The organism is Agrobacterium vitis, assembly GCF_037039395.1.
GTDB classification, from domain to species: domain Bacteria; phylum Pseudomonadota; class Alphaproteobacteria; order Rhizobiales; family Rhizobiaceae; genus Allorhizobium; species Allorhizobium vitis_E.
Map to the genome: position 1 here is coordinate 3292265 of NZ_CP146242.1, position 19130 is coordinate 3311394.

Below are 19130 nucleotides of genomic sequence, written 5' to 3' on the forward strand. Positions count from 1 at the left end.
TTACACAATGCGCGTCTATTATGATAGTGATGCCGATTTGAACCTCATCAAGGCGAAGAAAGTCGCCATCATTGGCTACGGCTCCCAGGGCCGCGCTCACGCGCTGAACCTCAAGGATTCGGGCGCACAGAACGTCGTGATCGCCCTCAAGGCTGGCTCGGCCACCATTGCCAAGGCTGAAGCCGATGGCTTCAAGGTCATGACCGTTGCCGAAGCCGCTGCCTGGGCTGACCTGATGATGATGGCAACTCCTGACGAATTGCAGGCTGATATCTACAAGGCCGACATCGCCGCCAACATCCGTGATGGCGCTGCTATCGCTTTCGCCCACGGCCTGAATGTTCACTTCGGCCTGATCGAGCCGAAGACTCCGTCGACGTTGTGATGATCGCACCGAAGGGCCCTGGCCACACGGTTCGTGGCGAGTACCAGAAGGGCGGCGGCGTGCCTTGCCTTGTTGCCATTCATCAAAATGCATCCGGCAACGCCCTTGAAGTGGCTCTGTCCTACGCTTGTGGCGTTGGCGGCGGTCGTTCGGGCATTATCGAAACCACCTTCCAGGAAGAGTGCGAAACCGACCTGTTCGGCGAGCAGGTTGTTCTGTGCGGCGGTCTCGTCGAGCTGATCCGCGCTGGCTTTGAAACGCTGGTTGAAGCCGGATATGCGCCTGAAATGGCCTATTTCGAGTGCCTGCACGAAGTGAAGCTGATCGTTGACCTGATCTATGAAGGCGGTATCGCCAACATGAACTACTCGATCTCCAACACGGCTGAGTGGGGTGAATACGTCACCGGTCCGCGCATCATCACTGCTGAAACCAAGGCTGAAATGAAGCGCGTTCTGCACGACATTCAGACCGGCAAGTTCACCTCGGACTGGATGCAGGAATACCGCGCTGGCGCCGCTCGCTTCAAGGGCATTCGCCGCATGAACGACAAGCACCAGATCGAAGAAGTCGGCGCCAAGCTGCGCGGCATGATGCCTTGGATCGCCAAGAACCAGCTTGTTGACAAGGCTCGCAACTAATTAACCTCGAATGCTCTTGGCGATCCAAGCTTTCTTGCCTGCGTGCCTCCGGCATTGCGGGGGATCGCCAAGAACCAGTTGGTTGACAAGGTTCGCAACGAAACGATGAAGCGCCGCGTGTTTGCCGACATGCGGCGCTTTATCGTGTCAGACGCTTTCGTCACGCAGAGCGATCACCGCTTCTTCGAACCGTTCCATCTGCTGAAAATAAGACACTCCCTCGATGGGAGGCAGATCCATGAAGGCCGCTCCGCCCAACCAGAGCGGGACATCCAGCGGTAAGGCCTGCCGGATCTCCCTGATCTGTAGCTCAAAATTGCGGATGCGCTTGAAGGCCCCGCTGATGCACACGACGGTCGCGCCGGACTGCCTTGCCATTACATCGAAATCCTTGGCCGGAAGCTGCGCGCCGAGATAGGTGGTGTGGATGCCATGGCTGCGGGTGATCAGAGCCGCCACCAGCCCGCCGATATCATGTAATTCGCCTTCAAGCGTGGTGAAGACTATTCTGTGCGAACTGCGAGGCGATGCCATAAATTTGAAAGCGCCGTTCAACAGTTCCCTGACCGAGGATGAGGCGAGATGTTCCGACGCGATGGACAGCTGGCCATCCACCCAGCGTCGGCCAATTTCCGCCATGAATGGCAGGACGACGTGTTTTGAAAAATCGACAGGCCCAAGCGCAATGAAGCGGGTGCTCAGCAGCCGGTCCAATGTCTCTCCGTCAAGGTTTTCCACGGCCTTAAAAACATGCTCCAGGTCGTCCAGCCGCGCCTGGTTCATCACGGATCGTTTCAGCTCTTCAGTCGATAAATGGATAATAGAGCCGATCCTTTGCCCATTGTCGACGCAGGCCTTTAGCAGTTGCAACCGGACAAGATCTTCATGCCGGTAGATGCGGCGGCCAGTCTCGGTGCGTTTGGGCACGATTGCCGCATAGCGGCGCTCCCACGCATGCAGGACCAGCTTCGTCAGGCCGGTCTCATTCACGACTTCACGAAGCGAATAGGTCTCCTTCATAGCTCGCCGCCCTATTTCTATTGTAGTGACAAAGAATATACGCAAGAGACGATGCGATTGCAAATCGAACTTCTTGTCTATGTTTGGATAGTCGGCAGAGCGCCCTCCTCAGGGCGGGGACGAAAATTTTGTCGAGACTCCGATGGGCCGTATGCGCTGTGTCCGACTGGCCGATTTTCTTCACGGCATCGGTTATTTCTGTGGTTTCATAAACCACTTAGCAATTTCACCATTAATATTTAGGGGTATTTAAATGGCCGGGATAACGCGGCATTTACTTGGTTTGAATAATATACAACTCTGAGAGAAAAACCCTAATTTAGGAATTGATTGTATATCTTTTTGTGCGACACTTATGTCATTAAAAGCGCAATGAGACGCGCTTGCAGGTTAAAGGTTGAAGGATTCAGACATGGCTATTTTTGGACTGGGTGCTGACGCCAAATCGGAAATTTCGGCTCTTCGCAAGTCGCAGGCCGTCATAGAATTCAGCCTGGACGGCATCATTTTGGATGCCAATGACAATTTCTGCCGGGCGCTTGGCTACAGTCTGGCTGAAATCAAAGGCAAGCACCACCGCATGTTCGTCGATGCCAGCGAGGTTGAGACCAACGATTACCGGAATTTTTGGGCGGGGTTGCGGCAGGGTAAATTCCAGCGCGCCCAATATCGCCGTATTGCCAAGGACGGTCGGGAAGTGTGGATCGAAGCCTCATACAATCCGGTAATGAAGGGTGATAAGCCCTATAAGGTCGTCAAATACGCAACGGATATCACCAGCGTTAAATTGCAGGCGATAGAGGACGATGCCAAGCTGAAGGCGATTTCGACGTCGATGGCGGTCATCGAGTTTACCCCTGATGGCAGGGTTATCACCGCCAATGACAATTTCTGCAGGGCGCTGGGCTATAGCCTGACGGAACTTGTCGGACGTCACCACAGTCTGTTTTGTGACAAGGCCTATGCGTCTTCCGCAGACTACGTAGCCTTCTGGCGCGATCTGGCGTCTGGACGAACCTTGGCCAATGAGTTCCGGCGTCTCGCCAAGGACGGCCATGATGTCTGGATCCAGGCATCTTACAATCCGGTCTTCGATGCGCGCGGCAAAGTCTACAAGGTGGTGAAGTTTGCAACCGATGTCTCGAGCCGGATGGATGCTATTGCCCATCTGGGTACCGCACTGAAGGCCCTGGCAGCTGGCGATCTTACCGGCACGCTGGACAATGCCTTCGTTCCGACCATGGAAAAACTGCGTGTCGATTTCAACGAAGCCCTCAGCCATTTGCGCAAGACAATGGACGGTGTGACCCTGAGCGCCAGGTCCATCGCCTCGAGCACCAATGAAATCAAAGAGGCTGCCAACGACCTGTCGCGCCGTACCGAAGCACAGGCTGCGTCCGTGGAGGAATCCGCCGCATCTCTGGAAGAGGTGACGACAACGGTTGCCGACTCCGCCAAGCGGGCCGAGGAAGTTGGACGATTGATGGAGCAGACCCGGTTAAATACCGAGCAATCCAGTGTCATCGTCAGGGATGCCGTGGTTGCCATGAACGAGATCGAGCAGTCTTCCGGACAAATCTCCAGCATCCTGGGTGTGATCGACGAGATTGCATTCCAGACCAATCTTCTGGCCCTGAATGCCGGTGTCGAAGCGGCCCGCGCCGGTGAAGCCGGGAAGGGGTTTGCGGTTGTTGCCCAGGAAGTCCGCGAACTGGCCCAGCGTTCGGCTTCGTCAGCCAAGGAAATCCGGCAGTTGATCAGCACGTCCGGCAAGCAGGTTGGCCGTGGTGTGGACCTTGTCGCCCAGACCGGCACGGCACTGGAGAATATTCTCAATCAGATCCGCGCCATCGATGCCAATGTCACGGCAATCGTTCAAGGCTCCAAGGAACAGACCACCGCGCTTCGGGAAATCAACAGTTCCGTCAATGTCATCGACCAGTCCACGCAAAAGAATGCAGCCATGGTCGAGGAAACAACCGCCGCAGCTTTCTCCCTTGCCAAGGATGTCGACGATTTGTTCCAGATGGTCGCGCAATTCAAGACGACGACGACTGGCTCCTCGTCATCCTATTCTCGCGCGGCCTGACGACAAAGTCGCATATCGCTCTTCAAGACAGTGCCGCGCGCTATCCGGGCGCGCGGTTCTTTTTTGCTTCCTTGGATTGTGTTTGCGAGTTTAAACATGGGCAAAACGCCAAGACGTGATGGGACCGTCATCTTTTTGCGCTTTGATACCTTTACAAAGTGCCTTGATCGTAGCGAATAAAGAGCGATCTGCTGTCTTGTTTGACCTGCGAGTGCCGTGAACTGCAAGAAGCAGGTGCTGCAAGAGCCAGAGACTGGAAAAGAAAGTTTCATCCATGCTGTCCCAAGCAAAAGCCATTCTGCCGCAAGCCATTGACGATCATTTGTCCTGGCCGGCGGATGGGGAAATATTCGATGTGAACCGGCTGGAATTGCAGGTCAAGCCTGGAGATCATCCGTTTCACAGCGCGCATCGTGATGCAATTCGCAAAAACTGGCAGGCGGAATCGGCGGCCAATCCCGCTCTGTTCGATGGCGCCATGGTGTTGTTCAACGAATTGCAGATCGGTGGTGGCGTTGTGACCGGCGCGGGACATCTGATCCCCTATTCCAGCTTTCTGTTCTGGCGTCGTCAGGCCGAGCCGCAGAGCGGCTATCACCTGTTTGGGTTTCCGGTGCTGATTTCGTCCGATGGCGCCTTGATCGCGGTGGAAATGGCCGCTCACACCGCCAATGCAGGGCGGGTCTATTGTCCGGCCGGCTCGCTCGATGCTTCGGATATCGTCAATGCGATGGTCGATGTCGATGCCAATATGCGCCGCGAAGTGCAGGAAGAAACCGGACTGTCGGTGGATGATGCGGTGATCGATCCGCAATTGCGCGGCTATCGCCGTGGCCGTCGGGTCACGCTGTTTCGGGTGTTTCGCCTGGCCTTGACCACTGAGGCGATTTTCGAGCGAATCGCGGCCCATATGGCTGTTGATGAAGAACAGGAAATTGCCCGCGCCGTGGCCATTCGCTCGGCGGATCGCAAGGCGCATGATTACACGCCAGACATGTATCCCCTGTTGGATTGGATTTTTCCCGGCTAAGCGGCTGGTTCGCCTTGCATGGCTGGCGCTGCTCGTGCAGTTTGCTGGCATTGTAACGGCGACTGGAGGCTTGTTTGGCTCGACACTATTGCATTTACGACGTCTTCACCGACAAGAAGCTGTGCGGCAATCCTTTGGCAATCGTGTTCGATTGCGAGGATCTCGATGACGATGCGTTGCAGGCGATAGCGCGGGAATTCAATCTCTCGGAAACGGTTTTCGTTTTTCCCTCCGTTAACGTCGCACATGTGGCGCGCATCCGGATTTTCACCCCCGGTCGCGAGCTTCCCTTTGCCGGCCACCCGACGGTTGGCACGGCGATCGGCCTGGCGGAAAAGGCTCATCAGGACCGCGAGGGTCCGCTCGATCTGGTTTCGGTGATCGACGAAAAGATCGGCCCGGTGCGCTGTGCCGTCAGCCTGAGGCCGGGTGAGGCGAGTTTTGCCGAATTTGACCTGCCGAAAACCTCCACCCAGATACAGCTGCCACTCGACCGCCAGGGCATCGCCGATGCGCTTGGCCTGAAGCCGAACCAATTGCTTTTCGAAAATCATCTGCCGTCGATCTGGTCGGCTGGCGTGCCTTTCCTGCTCATTCCGGTCAGCACTCTGGGGGATGTCGAAAGCATCGAATTCGATCCGCAGCTCTGGGAGCGGGCGGCACCTTTCTGCGACGGCGCGCTGACCTCAGCCTATGTCTATTGCCGTGGCGGTGTTCACCACGCGGCTGACTTTCACGCCCGGAAGTTTTCCCCCGACATGGGCATCGAGGACCCGGCCACAGGCTCGGCTGTGGCAGCGCTTTCCGGCGCTATCCAGCATTTCGACGCGCTACCGGAGGGCCACCACCCGCTGCTGATAGAGCAGGGCGTGGAAATGGGGCGCCCCTCATTCATCCATCTGCATATCGATACCAAGGAAGCCAAAGTTTTCCGCGCCCGCATCGGTGGCACCGCCGTACGCATCGCTTCCGGCATGCTCGACATTTGATTTTCCTTGGTTTTTTCGAGTTTTGATTTTTTTTGCTGTTTCATGGCATTTTTTTCGAAACGGTGCTGGACAAGCAGAGGCAACCCCTTTATATCCCCGCTCACGGCAGCGATGAAGCACAAACGAAGCGCTGCGGGGCGGGTGATTAGCTCAGTTGGTAGAGCAGCTGACTCTTAATCAGCGGGTCGTAGGTTCGAACCCTACATCACCCACCATTTTTCAATAATTTAGCAGATTTTTGCGACCAATTTGCGCCGGTTATGCGACCGTGCGACTTGGTCGCTTTGTCGTACGGTCGCACGGGTTTTTTCACCCATTGCCTGCTTTAGCGAGAACTGTAGGATAGCGCGATCTTGTATTGCGCTGTGGGGGTATGATGCTGGGCGGTCGAACGTTTGTCTTGGGTATGGTGATTGTTGGTCTGGCGGGGTGCGTTACCGCGCCCAAGGGCCTTTTCCATCGTGTGAGCGATGGCCAGCGGGTGGATGCCAATCCGCAGCTTCTTGCAGAGTTTCAGCAGGCGCGGGTGATATGTGATGGGGAGGCGTCCAAAGCCGCGCTCACGTCCACCGAGCGGGACCGCGCCATACATTCCTTGAATGTGAATTTGGTGTTTGACGCCTGCCTTGCGCAGAAGGGCTATGTCAGGCGGTAAAGGATTGGGGGCAATCATGACGGCACGAGATTATGCAAAATTTGGGACCGGTATCGCGGCGCTACTGCTGTTCGCGGCGTTGGCTCCGTGGTCCTACGGGTTTTATTCGCTGCTTCGCCTGGTGGTGTGTGCGGCGGCGCTGTACGCGGGCATTCAGCTGCTCGAGCGGGATAGGAATATCGCTATCGGCCTTTTCGTGGTGGCCTTTATATTCAATCCGTTGCTGCCGCTGCATCTGACCAGAGAGATATGGTCGGTTCTGAATGTAGCGGCAGGTGTGTTTATGGGGTACGTGACGGTCAAGCTCGCGCGGCAATGATGCGTTGGTTGGTCATTCGGGATCTTTGCCATTATCGCCCGGTTTCGGGATATTGATCTGGAGTGGTTTTATGAGCATCATAAGGCGGAAGTGTTCAAGCGCGATCAGTTCGTCTGCCGTCCAGCCATTTTGATCTCTTGGTGGTAGACCGATCTGTCGGCGGCATTCGTCTGTGACAAGCTCGGCTCCCATTGCTTCCAGAGCATTGTTGAGGGCGTAATATACTTCTCGGTGCATTTTGGGTGCGATATTGTCCTCCAACTCACGCATGAATAAAGCTATGATTTGGTTGGTGCGGTGGCGACGGAGGTTGAAAGTAGTTGCGATTTTAGTTGCGGTTTTCATCAATGCTCTCCCTTAGAAAATAACTCTTCTGACTTGTGTCGTAACTCATGAGACGTGGATGAAGTTTTTGCACTTTTGAAAAGTCGCTCGATGCAACTTGTGCTGTAACGCCAAATTTTCTTGTGACGTGAGCGCGATTGATGAACCCGAAAATTTCAATACTTTCGACGATCCACTCAATTCGCAGCCTTTCGAAATATCTCACTTGCTCTCCCCCTCATGCAGAGTATTGTTTGCCTGTGTAGCGAGCGTTTCGGCATATTCTCTATCCGTAAATACGGCGCCGTTGGCAGGCTGACCGGTCAACTTTTCGAATAGCCTTCCGGTGACATTCAGGACGCCATGACGCTGATCAGCAACAAACCAGAATGGCCATTCGTCTGTCCTGTCGCTGGCAGAGCGGGCGTAATACCGATTGTCGTTCACTTGCTCTCTCCCTCATGCCAGCGAACCATTTTCGCCATGGCATTGTCGGCCTGTTCTTCCGTCATGGCATTGTAGTGCTTCATAACTTCGTGAATTGTTTGATAGCTATGGCCTGTGATGCTACAAATTTCCTGGGGGGTGCATCCCGCATTGCTGAGCCAAGTTACAGCTGTATCGCGTAAATCCTGATCGCGCAGGGTTTTGAGGCTCGGCATGGACTTGGTTGCGTGGCGGCGAAGATCTTCAAATAGATGCCGGTAATAATCCGGTTTGAAAGGCTGCCAGCGTCTTTCATCTAGTATGACATAGGGAGAAATGATGCCGGCCTCCTTGCGGCGCTGCACGGCGGCATCGAGACGGTTCTTGATGGCTTCGGCTTCTGGCATTGACACTAATGCATTTGTCTTGCTTTGCTTTAGTTTGATCCGTCCGGCTTCCCGCCCAGCAAAGGTAAACTCCAGTCGATCGTTTTGTCGTTGGCCGGACCATACGGCCAACGTAATCATATCGCCAAGCTCCGGTCTGCCGATGGCGTCGGCAACATTGACCAAATGGACAATCTCGGCTTTCGTTGCTGCGCGCACACGCGGCGGCGGGGTTTTCATTTTCAACTTATGGGCCGGATTGATCAGCATGGAGGGCAGGTGGCCGCGATCCATGCCCCATTGCAGGGCGATGCCCAGCACGCGCAGCACGGCATGGGCGGTGTGCAGCCCGCATTCGCTGCGCAGCTTGTCATAGAGGCCCAGGCAGATCTGTTTGCTCAACGCCTCGGCCGCCGAATACCAGATATCCGGTGCGCGCTTTTCGATGACGCCGATCTTCTGGCGGTAGTCCCTGATGGTATTGGGCTGGCGGTCGGCCATGTCGGGGTTTCTGGCGGTGTTCAGCCAGTTTTCCAGAAGGGTTTCCAGCGTGAGGCCGCGCCGCGCTGGAGCGGCTTCTGTGGCGGCGCGCGGACGGCCCGGCTTTTTGCGGCGGTTCTGGCGGGCTTCCTCCTCCAGCTGGCGCGCAAAGCTTTGCGACCAGGCGTGGCATTCGGCTTCTTTCAGCCAGTTGCCCGCCTCGTCTTTCAGATCCTGCCCGGCATGGCCGCGCGCGCGCAACGTCTCCGATGGATTGAAACGCGGACGGCCATTGCGCCAAGCGACATAGCGGATTTTCGGGGTGGATGGTTTTACCATGACTAGATCCGAAAGATTTCGTGGTTGATGCTGTAGACCGATCCGGGCGCGATGCTGCTGCCGCCGGTCGAGACGATCCAGCCGTCTCTCCAATGGGAGAAGATGAAGCTGGCTTCCTTTTTGCCGCATTCGGCCTTTGTGGCGCGGAGGCGGTCGCCGGGTTTCAGGAGAGGGCGCAAGGCTTCCTTGGCCAAGAGATTTCGTAGATTATTCTCGGCGGCATTCTGTCCGAACTTGTGGAAGCTATCCCACCGTGCGGCATGCTCTCGGCTTGTTTCCGGCTTGTGGGCGGCGGCGAAGGCCAGCCACTCCATGGCGATGGCCTGTTCTGCCTGTTCGCGTGTGGCGCTGACGCATAGGAGTTTGCCGTCGATGATGCTGTGCACCGTGAACAAGCCCCAGTTGTCTTCGCCAATTTGATGTCCGGTGAAGTGAATTTTAGGGTCGAGAATGCGCGCGGTGAGGCGGCCCGTTCTGCTGATTTCGATTTCGGCTTTGATGGTGGTGGTCATTTCGTGGCCCTCAACCGAATATTTGCAGGCAGGCTGCAAGGGTGAAGAAGAAAAGGGTGGCGCTTAGGAATATCCTTCCCAAGGCCTTGTCACCGGGTGGGTCCATCGTCTGGCACCCCACGGCAAATTCGAACATGAGCGCGACGAAATAGAGGATGATCGATATGGCTGTGATCATTTCCCAGCCCTCACGATTGCCCGGCTTTCCTGTTCGATCAGGCTTTGCCGTTTCAGGTTGGTTTCCAGCAGCAGCGCGCCGCTGATGAAGAGGGTGAGGCCCATGGCGGCCAGCGCCAGGCCGTCGCGCAGGGACGGCATGTAAAGCGGCACGGGCTTTCGGTGGGTGCCGTGGTCATAGGCAGGGTGCTGCTGCTGGCACTGGTCGGGCTGGCAGGCGCATTCACGCTCGGTGCGGAAATCACAAGGGGTCATTGGTTGGCCCCGCTGCGGCTTCCTGAGCGTCCGGCTCATTCTCATAAGGCACGCGCGCCGAAAACGGCTCGAGAGCTTTATCGAGTGCATGACTTTCATTGCTCAAGTCGTTGTGGGCATCCCAGAATTCGCGGGCGGCAATGACGAGATCGATCACGACCTGCGGCAGGGCAGTCGCTTCCGGTGTAGGGGAGCGCAGATGATGGCAACCGGCGATATCGCAAATTGGGCATACTTGAACAACGCCCAACACTTTCAGGGCGGTGGATGGCGCTTCCTCCATTTCCACAACATAAACAGGCGGTGCTTCGCCGCCGCATTCCACGGCGATGACGGCGCGCGGTTCCATTTCGACGAAATATCGAACGGGGAACGCTCCTTCGTCCCTTGCCCGCATGAAGTCCTTGCCGACATTGCAACGCCGTCCGACATTATCGATGCAGATCGGCTTAAGCTCTTCGCCCACGCTTCCTTTAAAACCGGTCAGCGCGCGCTGAGCGTGGTCTACCCAATCGTTGAACGTATCGAACTGGCCGAGAATGATCGGCTGTAGATGCGCCGCCGGTGTGCCTTTATTCCATGGTCTGGACATTCTTATCTCCGGATAAAAAGAGCCCGGCGGCGTACACGATACAGATCGTCGCCGGGCAGGTGGTGCGCTGGCCGGGCAAACGGACAGCGCCTGGGGGTACTGGTGAAGGGATGCAGCGGGCCGGTGGTCCGCCACCAATCCCCAGATCGTGGATGATCGATGGGGATGAGCCGGCCCGCTGCTTTCACGGCCACGCCCGGGAGGCGGCGGGGCCGAAACCTGCGACGATCAATAGATCGTGTCGTTCTCGTCGATCTTGTGAACCCAGAAGGCCAGGATGAGGCAGACGATGATCACGGCGAAAGCGCAGGCGATGATGCCGAGCGTTATGCCAAGGGAAAAGGACAGCCAATCCATCACTGCACCACGCGCAGGATGGGGCGGCGATCCCGGAAGAGCTGGCGCGTGGTGCAGCCGTTTTCCTGTTCGCCGTTGATCGTTGCGGCGGTGACGACAAAGTTCACGCTTTCGCTGCGCGCCCGTGACGCGCTGTTGCGCAGTGTGTCGAAGTCCTCGAACTGGAGAACGTCCTTTGCAGCCAGAAGGCCCACCAGCTTGTCGGCAAGGTATTTCTGGCGGTTGGACATGTTGTCCAGCTCGATGATGATCTTGCGGGCTTCTTCATTGCGATTGGTCATGGGGTTTTGCCCTGGAGTTTTTCAATGGCCAGTTCACCGGCCACGGTGATGGAGAGAGATTTTCCCTGGCGGCGGATGAGCCGGAATGCTTCCAGCTTCGATGCGACGCCAAGGCTGATGCGCTTGTTTCCAACCCGCCAGCCGCGCGTGCCTTGCCAGGTGTTGAACTTGAAGAATTGGAGCGCGCAAAGCGCGTCCTGCTGGGCAGGTGTTAGCGCCTTGCGCGGATTGGTGACGGCCGGGTTTTCGGAAAGAGGGATGCTCATGGCCGCACCTCCCGGCCCATGCAGCGCTCATAGGCGCTGGCTGTGACCACGGCGGGCGGAATGACCTCCGGCCCTGCTGCCACGCCGCCGCAGTTGCCGCAGGCGTGGGCTTCCATCCAGAAGGACATTTTCTGTACGCAAGACAAACGCTTGTACCGGTCGTGGTCGATCGATACGGAACCGCAGCGGCAGCCGGTCATGCCCGTGCCTCCGCGTAAGCCTCATGCAGCGCCAGGCGCTGGGCGGCGATGGTGGGGGGCAGTGTGGTCTGTGCCGGGGTGGCGGTGGCGGTGGCGCCGTAGCTTTTCAGCCATTGCTCGATAGCGGGGCGCGACCAGCGCTTGCGGCCGGGCAGGCGCTGGGGCATGCCGTGGCGGTCTGTGAGGGACGAGACGAGACGCAGAAAATAACTCGACGTGTACCCCAAAGCGGCGGCGATCTCTGCCGCGTCTATTGTCTGCTGATGCAGGGGGATCATTTGCAAAGCTCCCGTTTGCTAAAATGCTTACGGGAGAAGAATGCACATACTTTCTGCGATTTGCAAATAATAATTTGCATTTTTTTGCAAAAGCAATTTTGGGGCGGTTTGCTAGTCCACAGAAAAGAGCGCTCTTTTTGTCATTCTAGCTGTGGATAAGTTTTTGACACCTGGATGGCGGGTCTTGCCTGACGCTCAAAGAAAGAGCGCTCTTTTTGTCAATCTTCCTGTGGATAAACCGAAGAGCAGGAGCGACAAAAAAGAGCGCTCTAAAATTCAGTGCGCTCTGTTCTTTTTGCGACATTCAGTTGCGGGTGCGAAACCCGCCGATCACAACGCCCGCAATGGCGACGTTTTCGTCATCAACGATTTCCGGGGCGGTCGGTTCGCCAGCGGCGGATGCTGAGAGGAGATAGGGGTTTCTCCAGACGCGAAATATTGTCTCGGCGGTTCCTCGGCGCAGGTCGTATTTTTGGGCGCAAACGGCGTCGCCATTGCGCGGCTGGGCCTCGCGGTCGATGATGACGATCATGCCTGGAAGGTAGCCAAGGGCGGAAAGGGCGTTTGTTTTCAACACCCATGCATCCATGGTCGGGGTCTGCTTCACCAGGCTGTCGATAGCGACGTTGACCACGTCATCCTTGTCCGCGCCGATGCTGTAGCGCGCGGCTTCATTCTCGGAGAAAAACTGGATCTTCGGAATGTTCTTGGTCTCATACGCGGGGATGTGTGTGGCATCCTCAATCTTGCGAACCGTCTTGGCGGTGAGCGTATGTCCCATGGCGTCGTTTTGCCGAAACCGGGTGAGTGTCGATGGCGTAAGGCCAGCGGCGCGCGCGATTTCAGTCAGCGACATCTTCGCCGTCTGGGTGATGTGGTCGAGCCACGCTAGTTGCTGATCGCGCAAATCTGTCATGCGCATACTTAAAGCAACGTGAAGGCCCATGTTCAAAACTCAAAACTGCTATTGACTTTGCAAACTAAATCACGCCGAAATGTGCAAAAGCAAGAGTGATTTGCATATTTGAGGTTTCGATGGACAAATTCTCTGAAATTGATGAACGCCGCGAACGGCTTGGCATCAAGCAAAACGAGATGTGCCGCCTTGCGGATGTCTCGCCCTCGACGCTGACCCGCGCCCGATCCGGCGGCAAAGACCCGACGCCGCGCATTCTGCGCAAGCTGCGGGTTGCGCTCGATGGGATTTCGCGGGAGCGCGGCGTGGCGCTACGGGAAGATTTGGAGCGGCGGTCATGAACTGGGCGGACTATCAGCCGGGGCGGCGCGTGGTGTGTGTGGCGGATTACTTTGAAAGCCGCGAACAATGCTCAATTGTTCCTGAAAAGGGAAAGGTCTATACCATTCGCACAGCCAATATTGGGCGACTGTCCAATGATATCGAAATGATCGGCTTGACCTTCGTGGAATTCACCAGTCTTGGAGTTCCAACATCGCTATATCAGCCTCCGTCAGGTGAGTGGTGGTTTGCGGCGCGAAATTTTAAGCCGCTCGACGAACGCCGCCTTGACCAGTTCCGCCACATGCTCACGAAAGCGCCTGCCCCTTGGGGAAGCCGACCGGTGGCGGCATGAGCGGCGCTTATCTCATCGCCTACGGTGGCAAGGCTCCGCTGGATATCGCGGAAAACCGGGTGTTTCACCAAAGCTTGCTCGACGATCTGGCCTGCGAAGTGGCGCGGCAGGGCTGGGCGGGCGCTGATTTTTCCCATTACGGCCGTGCGGATAACCGGGTTGCGATTGAAATCGTGCCGGGAACGGAAGCGTTGACGCTGGAACGGCTGGCAGCATTTCGAGAAGAGCAGCGCCGGGCGCGCGAAGCAGAAAGGCAGGTGGCGTGATGTCTTATGAAGCATGGGGTGACGGTGACGACAGCCCGTATGATGCGGCGATTGAAGCCGGTTGGATCAATCCGGACGATCAGTCCAAGGCGTTGATCGATGTGATGAACGAGCGCCTACGTCAGCAGAATGAAAAGGGCTGGTCAGCCGAGCATGACGATCAGCACACGGGCGGCGAACTGGCACGCTTGGCGGCTGCTTATGCGCTCGGAGAATGTGAGGTTGTTCAGCTGCCGGGCTTGTACATTTGCGGCTGGTTCAAGCCGAAAGACCGCCGGTTTGACCTTGTGCGCGCTGCTGCGCTGCTGTTGGCGGAAATTGAGATTTTCGACCGTGCCGAAGCGCGAAAGGCAGGTGCGTGATGGCGTTTGAAGAGGTTGATATTGTTGTCGAGGTGAGTGGATCGGCCCATACGGGTGTGTCCGTTGGGTTGACGAAGATGCGCAAATCCAAGGCCAAGATGAAGGTGAGCATCAAGAGTGATGCCTGGGAAACGCTCGGGTTTTCACCGGATGATCGTTTCGTGCTGCTGGTTGGCCGCGATAATGATTTCGGGATGATCCGGCTGCAAAAGAACAAGACCGGGAAAATCCGGGTTGTGGATCGCGTTGCAGCCCATGGCTCTCGGTTCCTTCAGTTGTCTCTGGGGCATCGCCCGGAATTTGTGGACCGCGCGGAAAAGGCTGTGGCCTGCCAGTGGGAAAAGATCGACTTCACCACTCTGGAAATCGTCCTGCCCAACTGGGCGGATGAAACCAACCCGGCAAGAAAGGCGCGTATCCAGGCAAAGCCGCCGTCCGTGCTGGCTGCCGACCGCGAAGCGGAGCGCCAGGCGCGTGAGCTGGCCGAGGCCGAACAGCGTCGCCGCACTATTGAACTGCATGAGGTTGCCGAGGAGGCCGCCCGTCAGACGCGGAAATTGCTGTCTGCTCCAGACGTTGAGTTGCGCGCCGATCTCAACCTTACGCCCAAGGAACGAGCGCTGCTTTCGGCGCTGGCCGCCAAGAAAGGCGCTGTCGTGTCCAAGGAAGCGCTTCTTCATCTGACCTATGGCAGCAGTGACGACGCGCCTGACGTGAAGATCCTTGACGTCATGATCTGCAAAATCCGTCCAAAGTTGCCGCTTTCGGTGCGTATCGAAACCCGCTTTGGACAGGGATACGTGCTGATTGGGGCTTGGAAAGATCTGTTCGAGAAGGCGGTGGCGTGATGGATCTGCATCTTGTTGATGAAATCCAGCAGCTATCGGATTGCCGGACGCATCAGGAGCGGGCGGTGTGGCTGCTGACCTGCCCGCTGATGGTGCTTTCCAAGTATGAAATGACCATTCGCAACCGGCTGCAAATTGCCGGGTTTTTCGATGGTGTTGTGTATCTGGAATGGGAACTGTCCCGGATGCGCGCACCGCGCGCTCTTGGCGCTATGCCTTTGAATACCTACGCGGAAGTCATGTTGACGATAGCGCGCCCCTGAAATTCCCCGCCGATTTGTATTGCGTACGGCTCTCGCTTTCGAGGTTTGAAATGCGGATGCCTGATGAATTTATCTCCGACCTCGACAAGCGTGTGTATCGGCTTGGGTTGTCGGAAAGCGTTGTGTTGAGGGAGGCCGGACTTGCTTCACGATATTTTGCCGATATCCGCGCAGGCCGTAGGCCTTTGACCAGAAAGACATATGAGCGGATGTGTGCTGCAATTTCCGATTTGCAGAAGGCGAAAGCCACGAATGACAGATATGCGGCCAGCCGTGCGCAGGCCGCTGTGGCTGGCAAATCGCTCGCGCGGCATGATCCGATCACGGCACAATACCGGCTGCTGCTGTGGCTTGTCTGTACGATTGCCGATGTGCCGCCTGGCCCAGTGCTGGCCGCCGATCCGGCCAAGCGGGCCACGGCGGATGCGGAATGGATGCGGGCCGCCCATCTGCGCCGGATCACCATCTACATTGCCAATGTTGAACTGAATATCAAGCAGGCCGATCTTGCCCGCGCTGCCGGCATGTCGCGCGCTGCCATCTGCGGCATGCTGAAAGACATGGAGGATCTGCGCGGCGATGCGCAGGTTCAGACGATGATCGGCGCGGTTGAGGAGGTGTTTTTGTGATGACTGATGATTGGGATCTGTGTCGCAACCGTTCCGCCGCCATGTCTGCCGCCATGGCCGTACCACTTGAAGTTAACCAGGCGCTGGCTGTGATTATCCTTTGGAATAGCGGCTTTTTCGATACGCTCGATATCGCCCGCATGCTGACGCTGAAAGAAGATGCAGTATATCGGACCATTCATGCTGCCCGTGATGTGAGGGCCGGTCGATGAACTCCCGCAACAAAGAAACCGAGCAAATCAAGGAAGGCCTGAAAGGCCGGATTGTCGGGCTTTGCGAGGGTCTGTTGCCGGATGGCAAGCGACATGGGCGGCTCTGGGTGGCCCACAATCCGATTGAAAATGACTATTCCCAGACCCCGGAATTCAAGGTGGCGTTAACGCGGGATGTTGGTGCGTGGAAGGATTATCGCACCGGTGAAAAGGGCGATGTGATCGGGTTGATCGCCTATCTGAACGCCACAGATTTTCGTGGGGCGATGGACTGGGCGCGCGATTTCCTTGGGCTGCGACAGATGAGCCGGGAAGAGCGTGACCGCTTTGCCCGCGATACGCAAAAGGCCATGGCGGATGCGGCGCGGATCTCGGAGGAAAAGCGTCTCCAGCGGATCAAATGGGCCGATGATCTGTTCATGAGCGCGGATGCCTATGGCAGCGGCACGGCGGCGGAAGCCCATGCGCTGGCCTATTTCGCGGGCCGGAAAATTCCGCTCGATGACATTCCCAATCTGGCCGCCGACACCTTCCGGTTTCATCCGAGCCTCGAATTCTGGCCTCGGGCGACCTATCGCAATGAGGGCGGCCGTTCGGTGAAGGTGAAGGCCGGGCCGCGCTTTCCCTGCATTCTATCCGCCATGCGCACGCCCACAGGGCAGGTGACGGGCGTGCATCACACGTTCCTCGATCCGGTGCGCCCGGAAAAGCTGCCGGTGGCGGCCAACGAAAACGCCAAGATGATGCGGTTTGAATGCGCGGGCGCGATGATCTGGGTAAGCCATGGGCCGGAAAACCTTCCGGTCTGGGAAGCCCGCCAGCCGCATCCGGCGATCTTTGGCGAGGGGATAGAGGACGCCCTTTCCCAAGCCCGCGCCAATGGCGACATGGCCCGCGCCGCCGCTGTCGGCTCGCTCTCGATGCTGTCAGGCGCGCCGCTCAAACTGCCCTGCATAGAGTGGGCCTTGATCTGCCAGGACAATGACTGGGCCAAGCCCCAGGCGCAGAAGCAATTTGCCGATGAAATGGCAAAGCTGGAAAGCTTTGGCAAACCCGTGGTGGCGAAGAAAAGCCATATCGGCAAGGATTTCAACGATTTGATGCAAGGAGAAGAGTGATGGGTGAGCGCCCGGAAAACATGAAGCAGCAACTGAAAGTAGAAGTTAAAGACGGGATTTTGTCAATTTCTATTGGCATCGCTCTCCTCTCTCATGCTGTCCAGTCACAAGAGAGCTGGCCGGAGAACTTCTATGTCGACGACATTCGTGATTTCGCGCGGGAAGTCGCGAGAGAGTTGCGCCGGGAAGAGGAAGACGGCACGACGCCTGTCCATCGTCTCTTTGACAAGGTTGCCGATGCTGTCTTGGAAAGTGGTGGCGACGGTGTCGACGAAGGAAATGTGGAACGTGGCCTTGAGATCGCCGCTGCGTATTTCAATCGGAAAACTTCGAAGTCATGACCGGCGCTGGCCACAATTCCGGCACTGATGCCCATGGCATTGCCCGTGACCAGCTGCGCGCCTTTGTCGAGCGGATCGAGCGGCTCGATAGAGAGATCAAATCCATCAACGACGACAAGAAGGATGTGTACGGCGAAGCCAAATCCATGGGCTTCGACACCAAAATCCTGAAACGGGTGATCCATCTGCGGCGAAAGGATGAGCAAGAGAGGCTCGAGGAAGATCTGATCCTCGACACCTATCTGCACGCCCTCGGCATGATCGAGGAACCGCCGGAAGGCTAATTTCAACAGGAGAAAGACCATGGCGAAGGAAAAAACACCGGAAGAGCTGGCCGCATTGGCGGGGGCGATTGGAAAGGATGAGGACAATGGAACACCCACTGGAAACGAAACGCCGGCGAATGCAGGCGGAGCAAGCGATACGGGAGCAAGTGGCGAACAATCTGCGGGCGAAACAGGGTCTGCCGCACCACAGGAAGCAGGCGGTGACATCGACGGTTCCAGCGGGGCAGACGCCGGAGGCAATGACGGATCGGCTGCTGGACGCGATAGCGGAGGCGAGGGCGCAACAGCTGTGGGACGTAAAGGGCTGGTTTCCGAGGGGGAAGCCAATGCAGGATCAGGTGGAACCGCTGGCGATCAACGCCACGATCAGGGATCAAGTCCTGATGTTGGAAGTTCAGGCGAGCTTGGAAAACCAAATACGGCAGGCAATGCTTCTGCCGACGAACTTGCTGCGCAGATGAGCTACAGCGAATTCGCGGCACTGGAGCCGGAGGCCATGCCGATGATTGCGGCAGCCGGGGCCTACCAGGCGCTGATTGCTGTCGGCCAGGCGGTTGCCGCAAAGCTTGCCGGGGCTGAGCTGACATGCGGCCCGCATCCGGCCAGCACCTTAATGGCGCGGGAAATGGCCGGTTTCGTGCGCAAGATCGGTCGGCGCGCTACCGCCGATGTGCTGGCCCAACATCTGAAAATCCGCAAGCTGCGCGACAGTGCCGAGATTTCCACGCCCGAGCGGATCGCCCTGACGGCCTATATCCAGACCCTGCTTGATCTGGACGCCTTCATTGCTGCCGAGCGGGAAGCGCAGGCCAAGGCGCAGGAAGAGCGGCAAACGCCCGCGCCGACCCCGATTGAAGACACGATTTTTGAACCGGCGGATGACTTTTTTACGCCGACTTACTGACCTCACCCCAAGCGAACAGGAGACTATGAGCATGACGGACAAAGTTGACAGCACAAGCGACCAGCGCACCGTAAACAATACGATGCGACACCAGTACAAGGTTCTTTCCGACAAGGAAAAGGAACAGATGGCAGCAATCAAATCCTGCGGGGAAGAATTGCTGAGCATCATCAATGAGTGCGGTGCAAGCCGCGAACTGTCCATCGCCAAGACCAAAACCGAAGAAGCGGTTATGTGGGCAGTGAAACACGTCACGGCCTAAAACCCATGCCCGGCGCGCTAGAGATCCGGCGCGCCGTTTTTTTAT

At 57.1% G+C, this 19130-nt stretch carries 32 protein-coding genes, 1 tRNA gene and 1 pseudogene; 20 read left to right on the forward strand and 14 right to left on the reverse strand.

Annotated elements, in window-relative coordinates; all coding sequences use genetic code 11:
* Window positions 1-7: 7 nt before the first annotated feature.
* Window positions 8-1026: pseudogene (gene ilvC / locus V6582_RS17730) on the forward strand (ketol-acid reductoisomerase).
* Window positions 1027-1173: 147 nt separating this feature from the next.
* On the opposite strand, the gene V6582_RS17735 reads toward ilvC, so the two are convergent.
* Complete coding sequence (locus V6582_RS17735) at window positions 1174-2046, reverse strand: MerR family transcriptional regulator (protein ID WP_156630474.1); 873 nt, start codon at window positions 2044-2046, stop codon at window positions 1174-1176.
* Window positions 2047-2458: 412 nt separating this feature from the next.
* Between V6582_RS17735 and V6582_RS17740 the strand changes: the two genes are divergently transcribed.
* The 6 genes from V6582_RS17740 (at window position 2459) to V6582_RS17765 (ending at window position 7128) form a co-directional block, all read left to right on the forward strand.
* Window positions 2459-4135 carry a methyl-accepting chemotaxis protein gene (locus V6582_RS17740; RefSeq protein WP_156630475.1) on the forward strand — a complete coding sequence of 559 codons (1677 nt, stop codon included), beginning with the start codon at window positions 2459-2461 and terminating at the stop codon, window positions 4133-4135.
* A 274-nt stretch (window positions 4136-4409) separates the two neighbouring features.
* Window positions 4410-5165 carry an NUDIX hydrolase gene (locus V6582_RS17745; protein ID WP_156630476.1) on the forward strand — a complete coding sequence of 252 codons (756 nt, stop codon included), beginning with the start codon at window positions 4410-4412 and terminating at the stop codon, window positions 5163-5165.
* A gap of 74 nt (window positions 5166-5239) precedes the next feature.
* Window positions 5240-6154 (forward strand): PhzF family phenazine biosynthesis protein, encoded by a 915-nt coding sequence (locus V6582_RS17750; protein ID WP_156630477.1) that lies wholly within the window; start codon window positions 5240-5242, stop codon window positions 6152-6154.
* A gap of 139 nt (window positions 6155-6293) precedes the next feature.
* Window positions 6294-6369: transfer RNA gene (locus V6582_RS17755), tRNA-Lys, on the forward strand.
* A 185-nt stretch (window positions 6370-6554) separates the two neighbouring features.
* Complete coding sequence (locus V6582_RS17760) at window positions 6555-6809, forward strand: hypothetical protein (RefSeq protein WP_143051733.1); 255 nt, start codon at window positions 6555-6557, stop codon at window positions 6807-6809.
* A gap of 16 nt (window positions 6810-6825) precedes the next feature.
* Window positions 6826-7128: a DUF6804 family protein gene (locus tag V6582_RS17765; protein ID WP_143051732.1), complete on the forward strand. Its 303-nt coding sequence runs from the start codon at window positions 6826-6828 to the stop codon at window positions 7126-7128.
* Between the two features lie 12 nt (window positions 7129-7140).
* Here V6582_RS17765 and V6582_RS17770 read toward each other — a convergent pair whose 3' ends face one another.
* From V6582_RS17770 to V6582_RS17830, 13 genes are all read right to left on the reverse strand, one after another.
* Complete coding sequence (locus V6582_RS17770; protein ID WP_156630478.1) at window positions 7141-7473, reverse strand: hypothetical protein; 333 nt, start codon at window positions 7471-7473, stop codon at window positions 7141-7143.
* A 201-nt stretch (window positions 7474-7674) separates the two neighbouring features.
* Window positions 7675-7899: a hypothetical protein gene (locus V6582_RS17775; RefSeq protein ID WP_156630479.1), complete on the reverse strand. Its 225-nt coding sequence runs from the start codon at window positions 7897-7899 to the stop codon at window positions 7675-7677.
* The gene (locus V6582_RS17780) at window positions 7896-9083 is read right to left on the reverse strand and encodes a tyrosine-type recombinase/integrase (RefSeq protein WP_197434279.1); all 1188 of its coding nucleotides are present in this window, start codon (window positions 9081-9083) and stop codon (window positions 7896-7898) included. The genes V6582_RS17775 and V6582_RS17780 overlap by 4 nt, the downstream gene beginning before the upstream one ends.
* Window positions 9084-9085: 2 nt before the next feature.
* Window positions 9086-9595 carry a hypothetical protein gene (locus V6582_RS17785; RefSeq protein WP_197434280.1) on the reverse strand — a complete coding sequence of 170 codons (510 nt, stop codon included), beginning with the start codon at window positions 9593-9595 and terminating at the stop codon, window positions 9086-9088.
* A gap of 10 nt (window positions 9596-9605) precedes the next feature.
* Window positions 9606-9773: a hypothetical protein gene (locus tag V6582_RS17790; RefSeq protein ID WP_156630481.1), complete on the reverse strand. Its 168-nt coding sequence runs from the start codon at window positions 9771-9773 to the stop codon at window positions 9606-9608.
* Window positions 9770-10027: a hypothetical protein gene (locus tag V6582_RS17795; RefSeq protein ID WP_156630482.1), complete on the reverse strand. Its 258-nt coding sequence runs from the start codon at window positions 10025-10027 to the stop codon at window positions 9770-9772. Before V6582_RS17795 ends, V6582_RS17790 begins: the two co-directional genes overlap by 4 nt.
* Window positions 10014-10619: a hypothetical protein gene (locus tag V6582_RS17800; protein ID WP_156630483.1), complete on the reverse strand. Its 606-nt coding sequence runs from the start codon at window positions 10617-10619 to the stop codon at window positions 10014-10016. The genes V6582_RS17795 and V6582_RS17800 overlap by 14 nt, the downstream gene beginning before the upstream one ends.
* Window positions 10620-10847: 228 nt before the next feature.
* Window positions 10848-10976, reverse strand: a complete 129-nt coding sequence (locus V6582_RS17805; RefSeq protein WP_272950764.1) for a hypothetical protein — start codon at window positions 10974-10976, stop codon at window positions 10848-10850.
* Complete coding sequence (locus V6582_RS17810; RefSeq protein ID WP_156630484.1) at window positions 10976-11257, reverse strand: hypothetical protein; 282 nt, start codon at window positions 11255-11257, stop codon at window positions 10976-10978. Before V6582_RS17810 ends, V6582_RS17805 begins: the two co-directional genes overlap by 1 nt.
* A complete protein-coding gene (locus V6582_RS17815) occupies window positions 11254-11523 on the reverse strand; it encodes a hypothetical protein (protein ID WP_156630485.1) in 270 nt (89 codons plus the stop codon). The genes V6582_RS17810 and V6582_RS17815 overlap by 4 nt, the downstream gene beginning before the upstream one ends.
* Window positions 11520-11723 (reverse strand): hypothetical protein, encoded by a 204-nt coding sequence (locus V6582_RS17820; RefSeq protein WP_071207396.1) that lies wholly within the window; start codon window positions 11721-11723, stop codon window positions 11520-11522. Before V6582_RS17820 ends, V6582_RS17815 begins: the two co-directional genes overlap by 4 nt.
* Window positions 11720-12007: a hypothetical protein gene (locus V6582_RS17825; protein WP_156630486.1), complete on the reverse strand. Its 288-nt coding sequence runs from the start codon at window positions 12005-12007 to the stop codon at window positions 11720-11722. The genes V6582_RS17820 and V6582_RS17825 overlap by 4 nt, the downstream gene beginning before the upstream one ends.
* A 298-nt stretch (window positions 12008-12305) precedes the next feature.
* Complete coding sequence (locus V6582_RS17830) at window positions 12306-12917, reverse strand: LexA family protein (RefSeq protein WP_156630487.1); 612 nt, start codon at window positions 12915-12917, stop codon at window positions 12306-12308.
* Between the two features lie 119 nt (window positions 12918-13036).
* Between V6582_RS17830 and V6582_RS17835 the strand changes: the two genes are divergently transcribed.
* Genes V6582_RS17835 through V6582_RS17895 form a run of 13 tightly spaced genes read left to right on the forward strand, consistent with a single transcriptional unit; the run spans window position 13037 to window position 19085 of the window.
* The gene (locus V6582_RS17835) at window positions 13037-13258 is read left to right on the forward strand and encodes a helix-turn-helix domain-containing protein (RefSeq protein WP_156585748.1); all 222 of its coding nucleotides are present in this window, start codon (window positions 13037-13039) and stop codon (window positions 13256-13258) included.
* Window positions 13255-13593 (forward strand): hypothetical protein, encoded by a 339-nt coding sequence (locus V6582_RS17840; protein ID WP_156630488.1) that lies wholly within the window; start codon window positions 13255-13257, stop codon window positions 13591-13593. Before V6582_RS17835 ends, V6582_RS17840 begins: the two co-directional genes overlap by 4 nt.
* Window positions 13590-13859 (forward strand): hypothetical protein, encoded by a 270-nt coding sequence (locus V6582_RS17845; RefSeq protein WP_156630489.1) that lies wholly within the window; start codon window positions 13590-13592, stop codon window positions 13857-13859. Before V6582_RS17840 ends, V6582_RS17845 begins: the two co-directional genes overlap by 4 nt.
* The gene (locus V6582_RS17850) at window positions 13859-14221 is read left to right on the forward strand and encodes a hypothetical protein (RefSeq protein ID WP_197434281.1); all 363 of its coding nucleotides are present in this window, start codon (window positions 13859-13861) and stop codon (window positions 14219-14221) included. The genes V6582_RS17845 and V6582_RS17850 overlap by 1 nt, the downstream gene beginning before the upstream one ends.
* Window positions 14221-15069, forward strand: a complete 849-nt coding sequence (locus V6582_RS17855) for a winged helix-turn-helix domain-containing protein (protein ID WP_156630490.1) — start codon at window positions 14221-14223, stop codon at window positions 15067-15069. The genes V6582_RS17850 and V6582_RS17855 overlap by 1 nt, the downstream gene beginning before the upstream one ends.
* Entirely contained in the window at window positions 15069-15332 is a 264-nt protein-coding gene (locus V6582_RS17860) for a hypothetical protein (RefSeq protein WP_071201803.1), read from the forward strand. Before V6582_RS17855 ends, V6582_RS17860 begins: the two co-directional genes overlap by 1 nt.
* 56 nt (window positions 15333-15388) lie before the next feature.
* Entirely contained in the window at window positions 15389-15961 is a 573-nt protein-coding gene (locus V6582_RS17865) for a hypothetical protein (protein WP_156630491.1), read from the forward strand.
* Window positions 15961-16173: a hypothetical protein gene (locus V6582_RS17870; protein ID WP_156630492.1), complete on the forward strand. Its 213-nt coding sequence runs from the start codon at window positions 15961-15963 to the stop codon at window positions 16171-16173. The genes V6582_RS17865 and V6582_RS17870 overlap by 1 nt, the downstream gene beginning before the upstream one ends.
* On the forward strand, window positions 16170-17291 hold the full coding sequence (locus V6582_RS17875) for a DUF7146 domain-containing protein (RefSeq protein ID WP_156630493.1): 1122 nt from the start codon (window positions 16170-16172) through the stop codon (window positions 17289-17291). The genes V6582_RS17870 and V6582_RS17875 overlap by 4 nt, the downstream gene beginning before the upstream one ends.
* Complete coding sequence (locus tag V6582_RS17880) at window positions 17291-17632, forward strand: hypothetical protein (protein WP_156630494.1); 342 nt, start codon at window positions 17291-17293, stop codon at window positions 17630-17632. Before V6582_RS17875 ends, V6582_RS17880 begins: the two co-directional genes overlap by 1 nt.
* A complete protein-coding gene (locus V6582_RS17885) occupies window positions 17629-17916 on the forward strand; it encodes a DUF2312 domain-containing protein (RefSeq protein WP_156630495.1) in 288 nt (95 codons plus the stop codon). Before V6582_RS17880 ends, V6582_RS17885 begins: the two co-directional genes overlap by 4 nt.
* A gap of 19 nt (window positions 17917-17935) precedes the next feature.
* The gene (locus V6582_RS17890) at window positions 17936-18823 is read left to right on the forward strand and encodes a hypothetical protein (protein ID WP_156630496.1); all 888 of its coding nucleotides are present in this window, start codon (window positions 17936-17938) and stop codon (window positions 18821-18823) included.
* 31 nt (window positions 18824-18854) lie between these two features.
* The gene (locus V6582_RS17895; protein WP_156630497.1) at window positions 18855-19085 is read left to right on the forward strand and encodes a DUF7681 family protein; all 231 of its coding nucleotides are present in this window, start codon (window positions 18855-18857) and stop codon (window positions 19083-19085) included.
* Window positions 19086-19130: the final 45 nt, after the last annotated feature.

Coding starts and splice junctions, on each gene's coding strand:
- V6582_RS17735 (WP_156630474.1), bottom strand. CDS start 2,046: ATGAAGGAGACCTATTCGCTTCGTGAAGTCGTGAATGAGACCGGCCTG.
- V6582_RS17740 (WP_156630475.1), top strand. CDS start 2,459: ATGGCTATTTTTGGACTGGGTGCTGACGCCAAATCGGAAATTTCGGCT.
- V6582_RS17745 (WP_156630476.1), top strand. CDS start 4,410: ATGCTGTCCCAAGCAAAAGCCATTCTGCCGCAAGCCATTGACGATCAT.
- V6582_RS17765 (WP_143051732.1), top strand. CDS start 6,826: ATGACGGCACGAGATTATGCAAAATTTGGGACCGGTATCGCGGCGCTA.
- V6582_RS17770 (WP_156630478.1), bottom strand. CDS start 7,473: ATGAAAACCGCAACTAAAATCGCAACTACTTTCAACCTCCGTCGCCAC.
- V6582_RS17780 (WP_197434279.1), bottom strand. CDS start 9,083: ATGGTAAAACCATCCACCCCGAAAATCCGCTATGTCGCTTGGCGCAAT.
- V6582_RS17785 (WP_197434280.1), bottom strand. CDS start 9,595: ATGACCACCACCATCAAAGCCGAAATCGAAATCAGCAGAACGGGCCGC.
- V6582_RS17790 (WP_156630481.1), bottom strand. CDS start 9,773: ATGATCACAGCCATATCGATCATCCTCTATTTCGTCGCGCTCATGTTC.
- V6582_RS17795 (WP_156630482.1), bottom strand. CDS start 10,027: ATGACCCCTTGTGATTTCCGCACCGAGCGTGAATGCGCCTGCCAGCCC.
- V6582_RS17800 (WP_156630483.1), bottom strand. CDS start 10,619: ATGTCCAGACCATGGAATAAAGGCACACCGGCGGCGCATCTACAGCCG.
- V6582_RS17805 (WP_272950764.1), bottom strand. CDS start 10,976: ATGGATTGGCTGTCCTTTTCCCTTGGCATAACGCTCGGCATCATCGCC.
- V6582_RS17810 (WP_156630484.1), bottom strand. CDS start 11,257: ATGACCAATCGCAATGAAGAAGCCCGCAAGATCATCATCGAGCTGGAC.
- V6582_RS17815 (WP_156630485.1), bottom strand. CDS start 11,523: ATGAGCATCCCTCTTTCCGAAAACCCGGCCGTCACCAATCCGCGCAAG.
- V6582_RS17820 (WP_071207396.1), bottom strand. CDS start 11,723: ATGACCGGCTGCCGCTGCGGTTCCGTATCGATCGACCACGACCGGTAC.
- V6582_RS17830 (WP_156630487.1), bottom strand. CDS start 12,917: ATGACAGATTTGCGCGATCAGCAACTAGCGTGGCTCGACCACATCACC.
- V6582_RS17835 (WP_156585748.1), top strand. CDS start 13,037: ATGGACAAATTCTCTGAAATTGATGAACGCCGCGAACGGCTTGGCATC.
- V6582_RS17840 (WP_156630488.1), top strand. CDS start 13,255: ATGAACTGGGCGGACTATCAGCCGGGGCGGCGCGTGGTGTGTGTGGCG.
- V6582_RS17845 (WP_156630489.1), top strand. CDS start 13,590: ATGAGCGGCGCTTATCTCATCGCCTACGGTGGCAAGGCTCCGCTGGAT.
- V6582_RS17850 (WP_197434281.1), top strand. CDS start 13,859: ATGTCTTATGAAGCATGGGGTGACGGTGACGACAGCCCGTATGATGCG.
- V6582_RS17855 (WP_156630490.1), top strand. CDS start 14,221: ATGGCGTTTGAAGAGGTTGATATTGTTGTCGAGGTGAGTGGATCGGCC.
- V6582_RS17860 (WP_071201803.1), top strand. CDS start 15,069: ATGGATCTGCATCTTGTTGATGAAATCCAGCAGCTATCGGATTGCCGG.
- V6582_RS17865 (WP_156630491.1), top strand. CDS start 15,389: ATGCCTGATGAATTTATCTCCGACCTCGACAAGCGTGTGTATCGGCTT.
- V6582_RS17870 (WP_156630492.1), top strand. CDS start 15,961: ATGACTGATGATTGGGATCTGTGTCGCAACCGTTCCGCCGCCATGTCT.
- V6582_RS17875 (WP_156630493.1), top strand. CDS start 16,170: ATGAACTCCCGCAACAAAGAAACCGAGCAAATCAAGGAAGGCCTGAAA.
- V6582_RS17880 (WP_156630494.1), top strand. CDS start 17,291: ATGGGTGAGCGCCCGGAAAACATGAAGCAGCAACTGAAAGTAGAAGTT.
- V6582_RS17885 (WP_156630495.1), top strand. CDS start 17,629: ATGACCGGCGCTGGCCACAATTCCGGCACTGATGCCCATGGCATTGCC.
- V6582_RS17890 (WP_156630496.1), top strand. CDS start 17,936: ATGGCGAAGGAAAAAACACCGGAAGAGCTGGCCGCATTGGCGGGGGCG.
- V6582_RS17895 (WP_156630497.1), top strand. CDS start 18,855: ATGACGGACAAAGTTGACAGCACAAGCGACCAGCGCACCGTAAACAAT.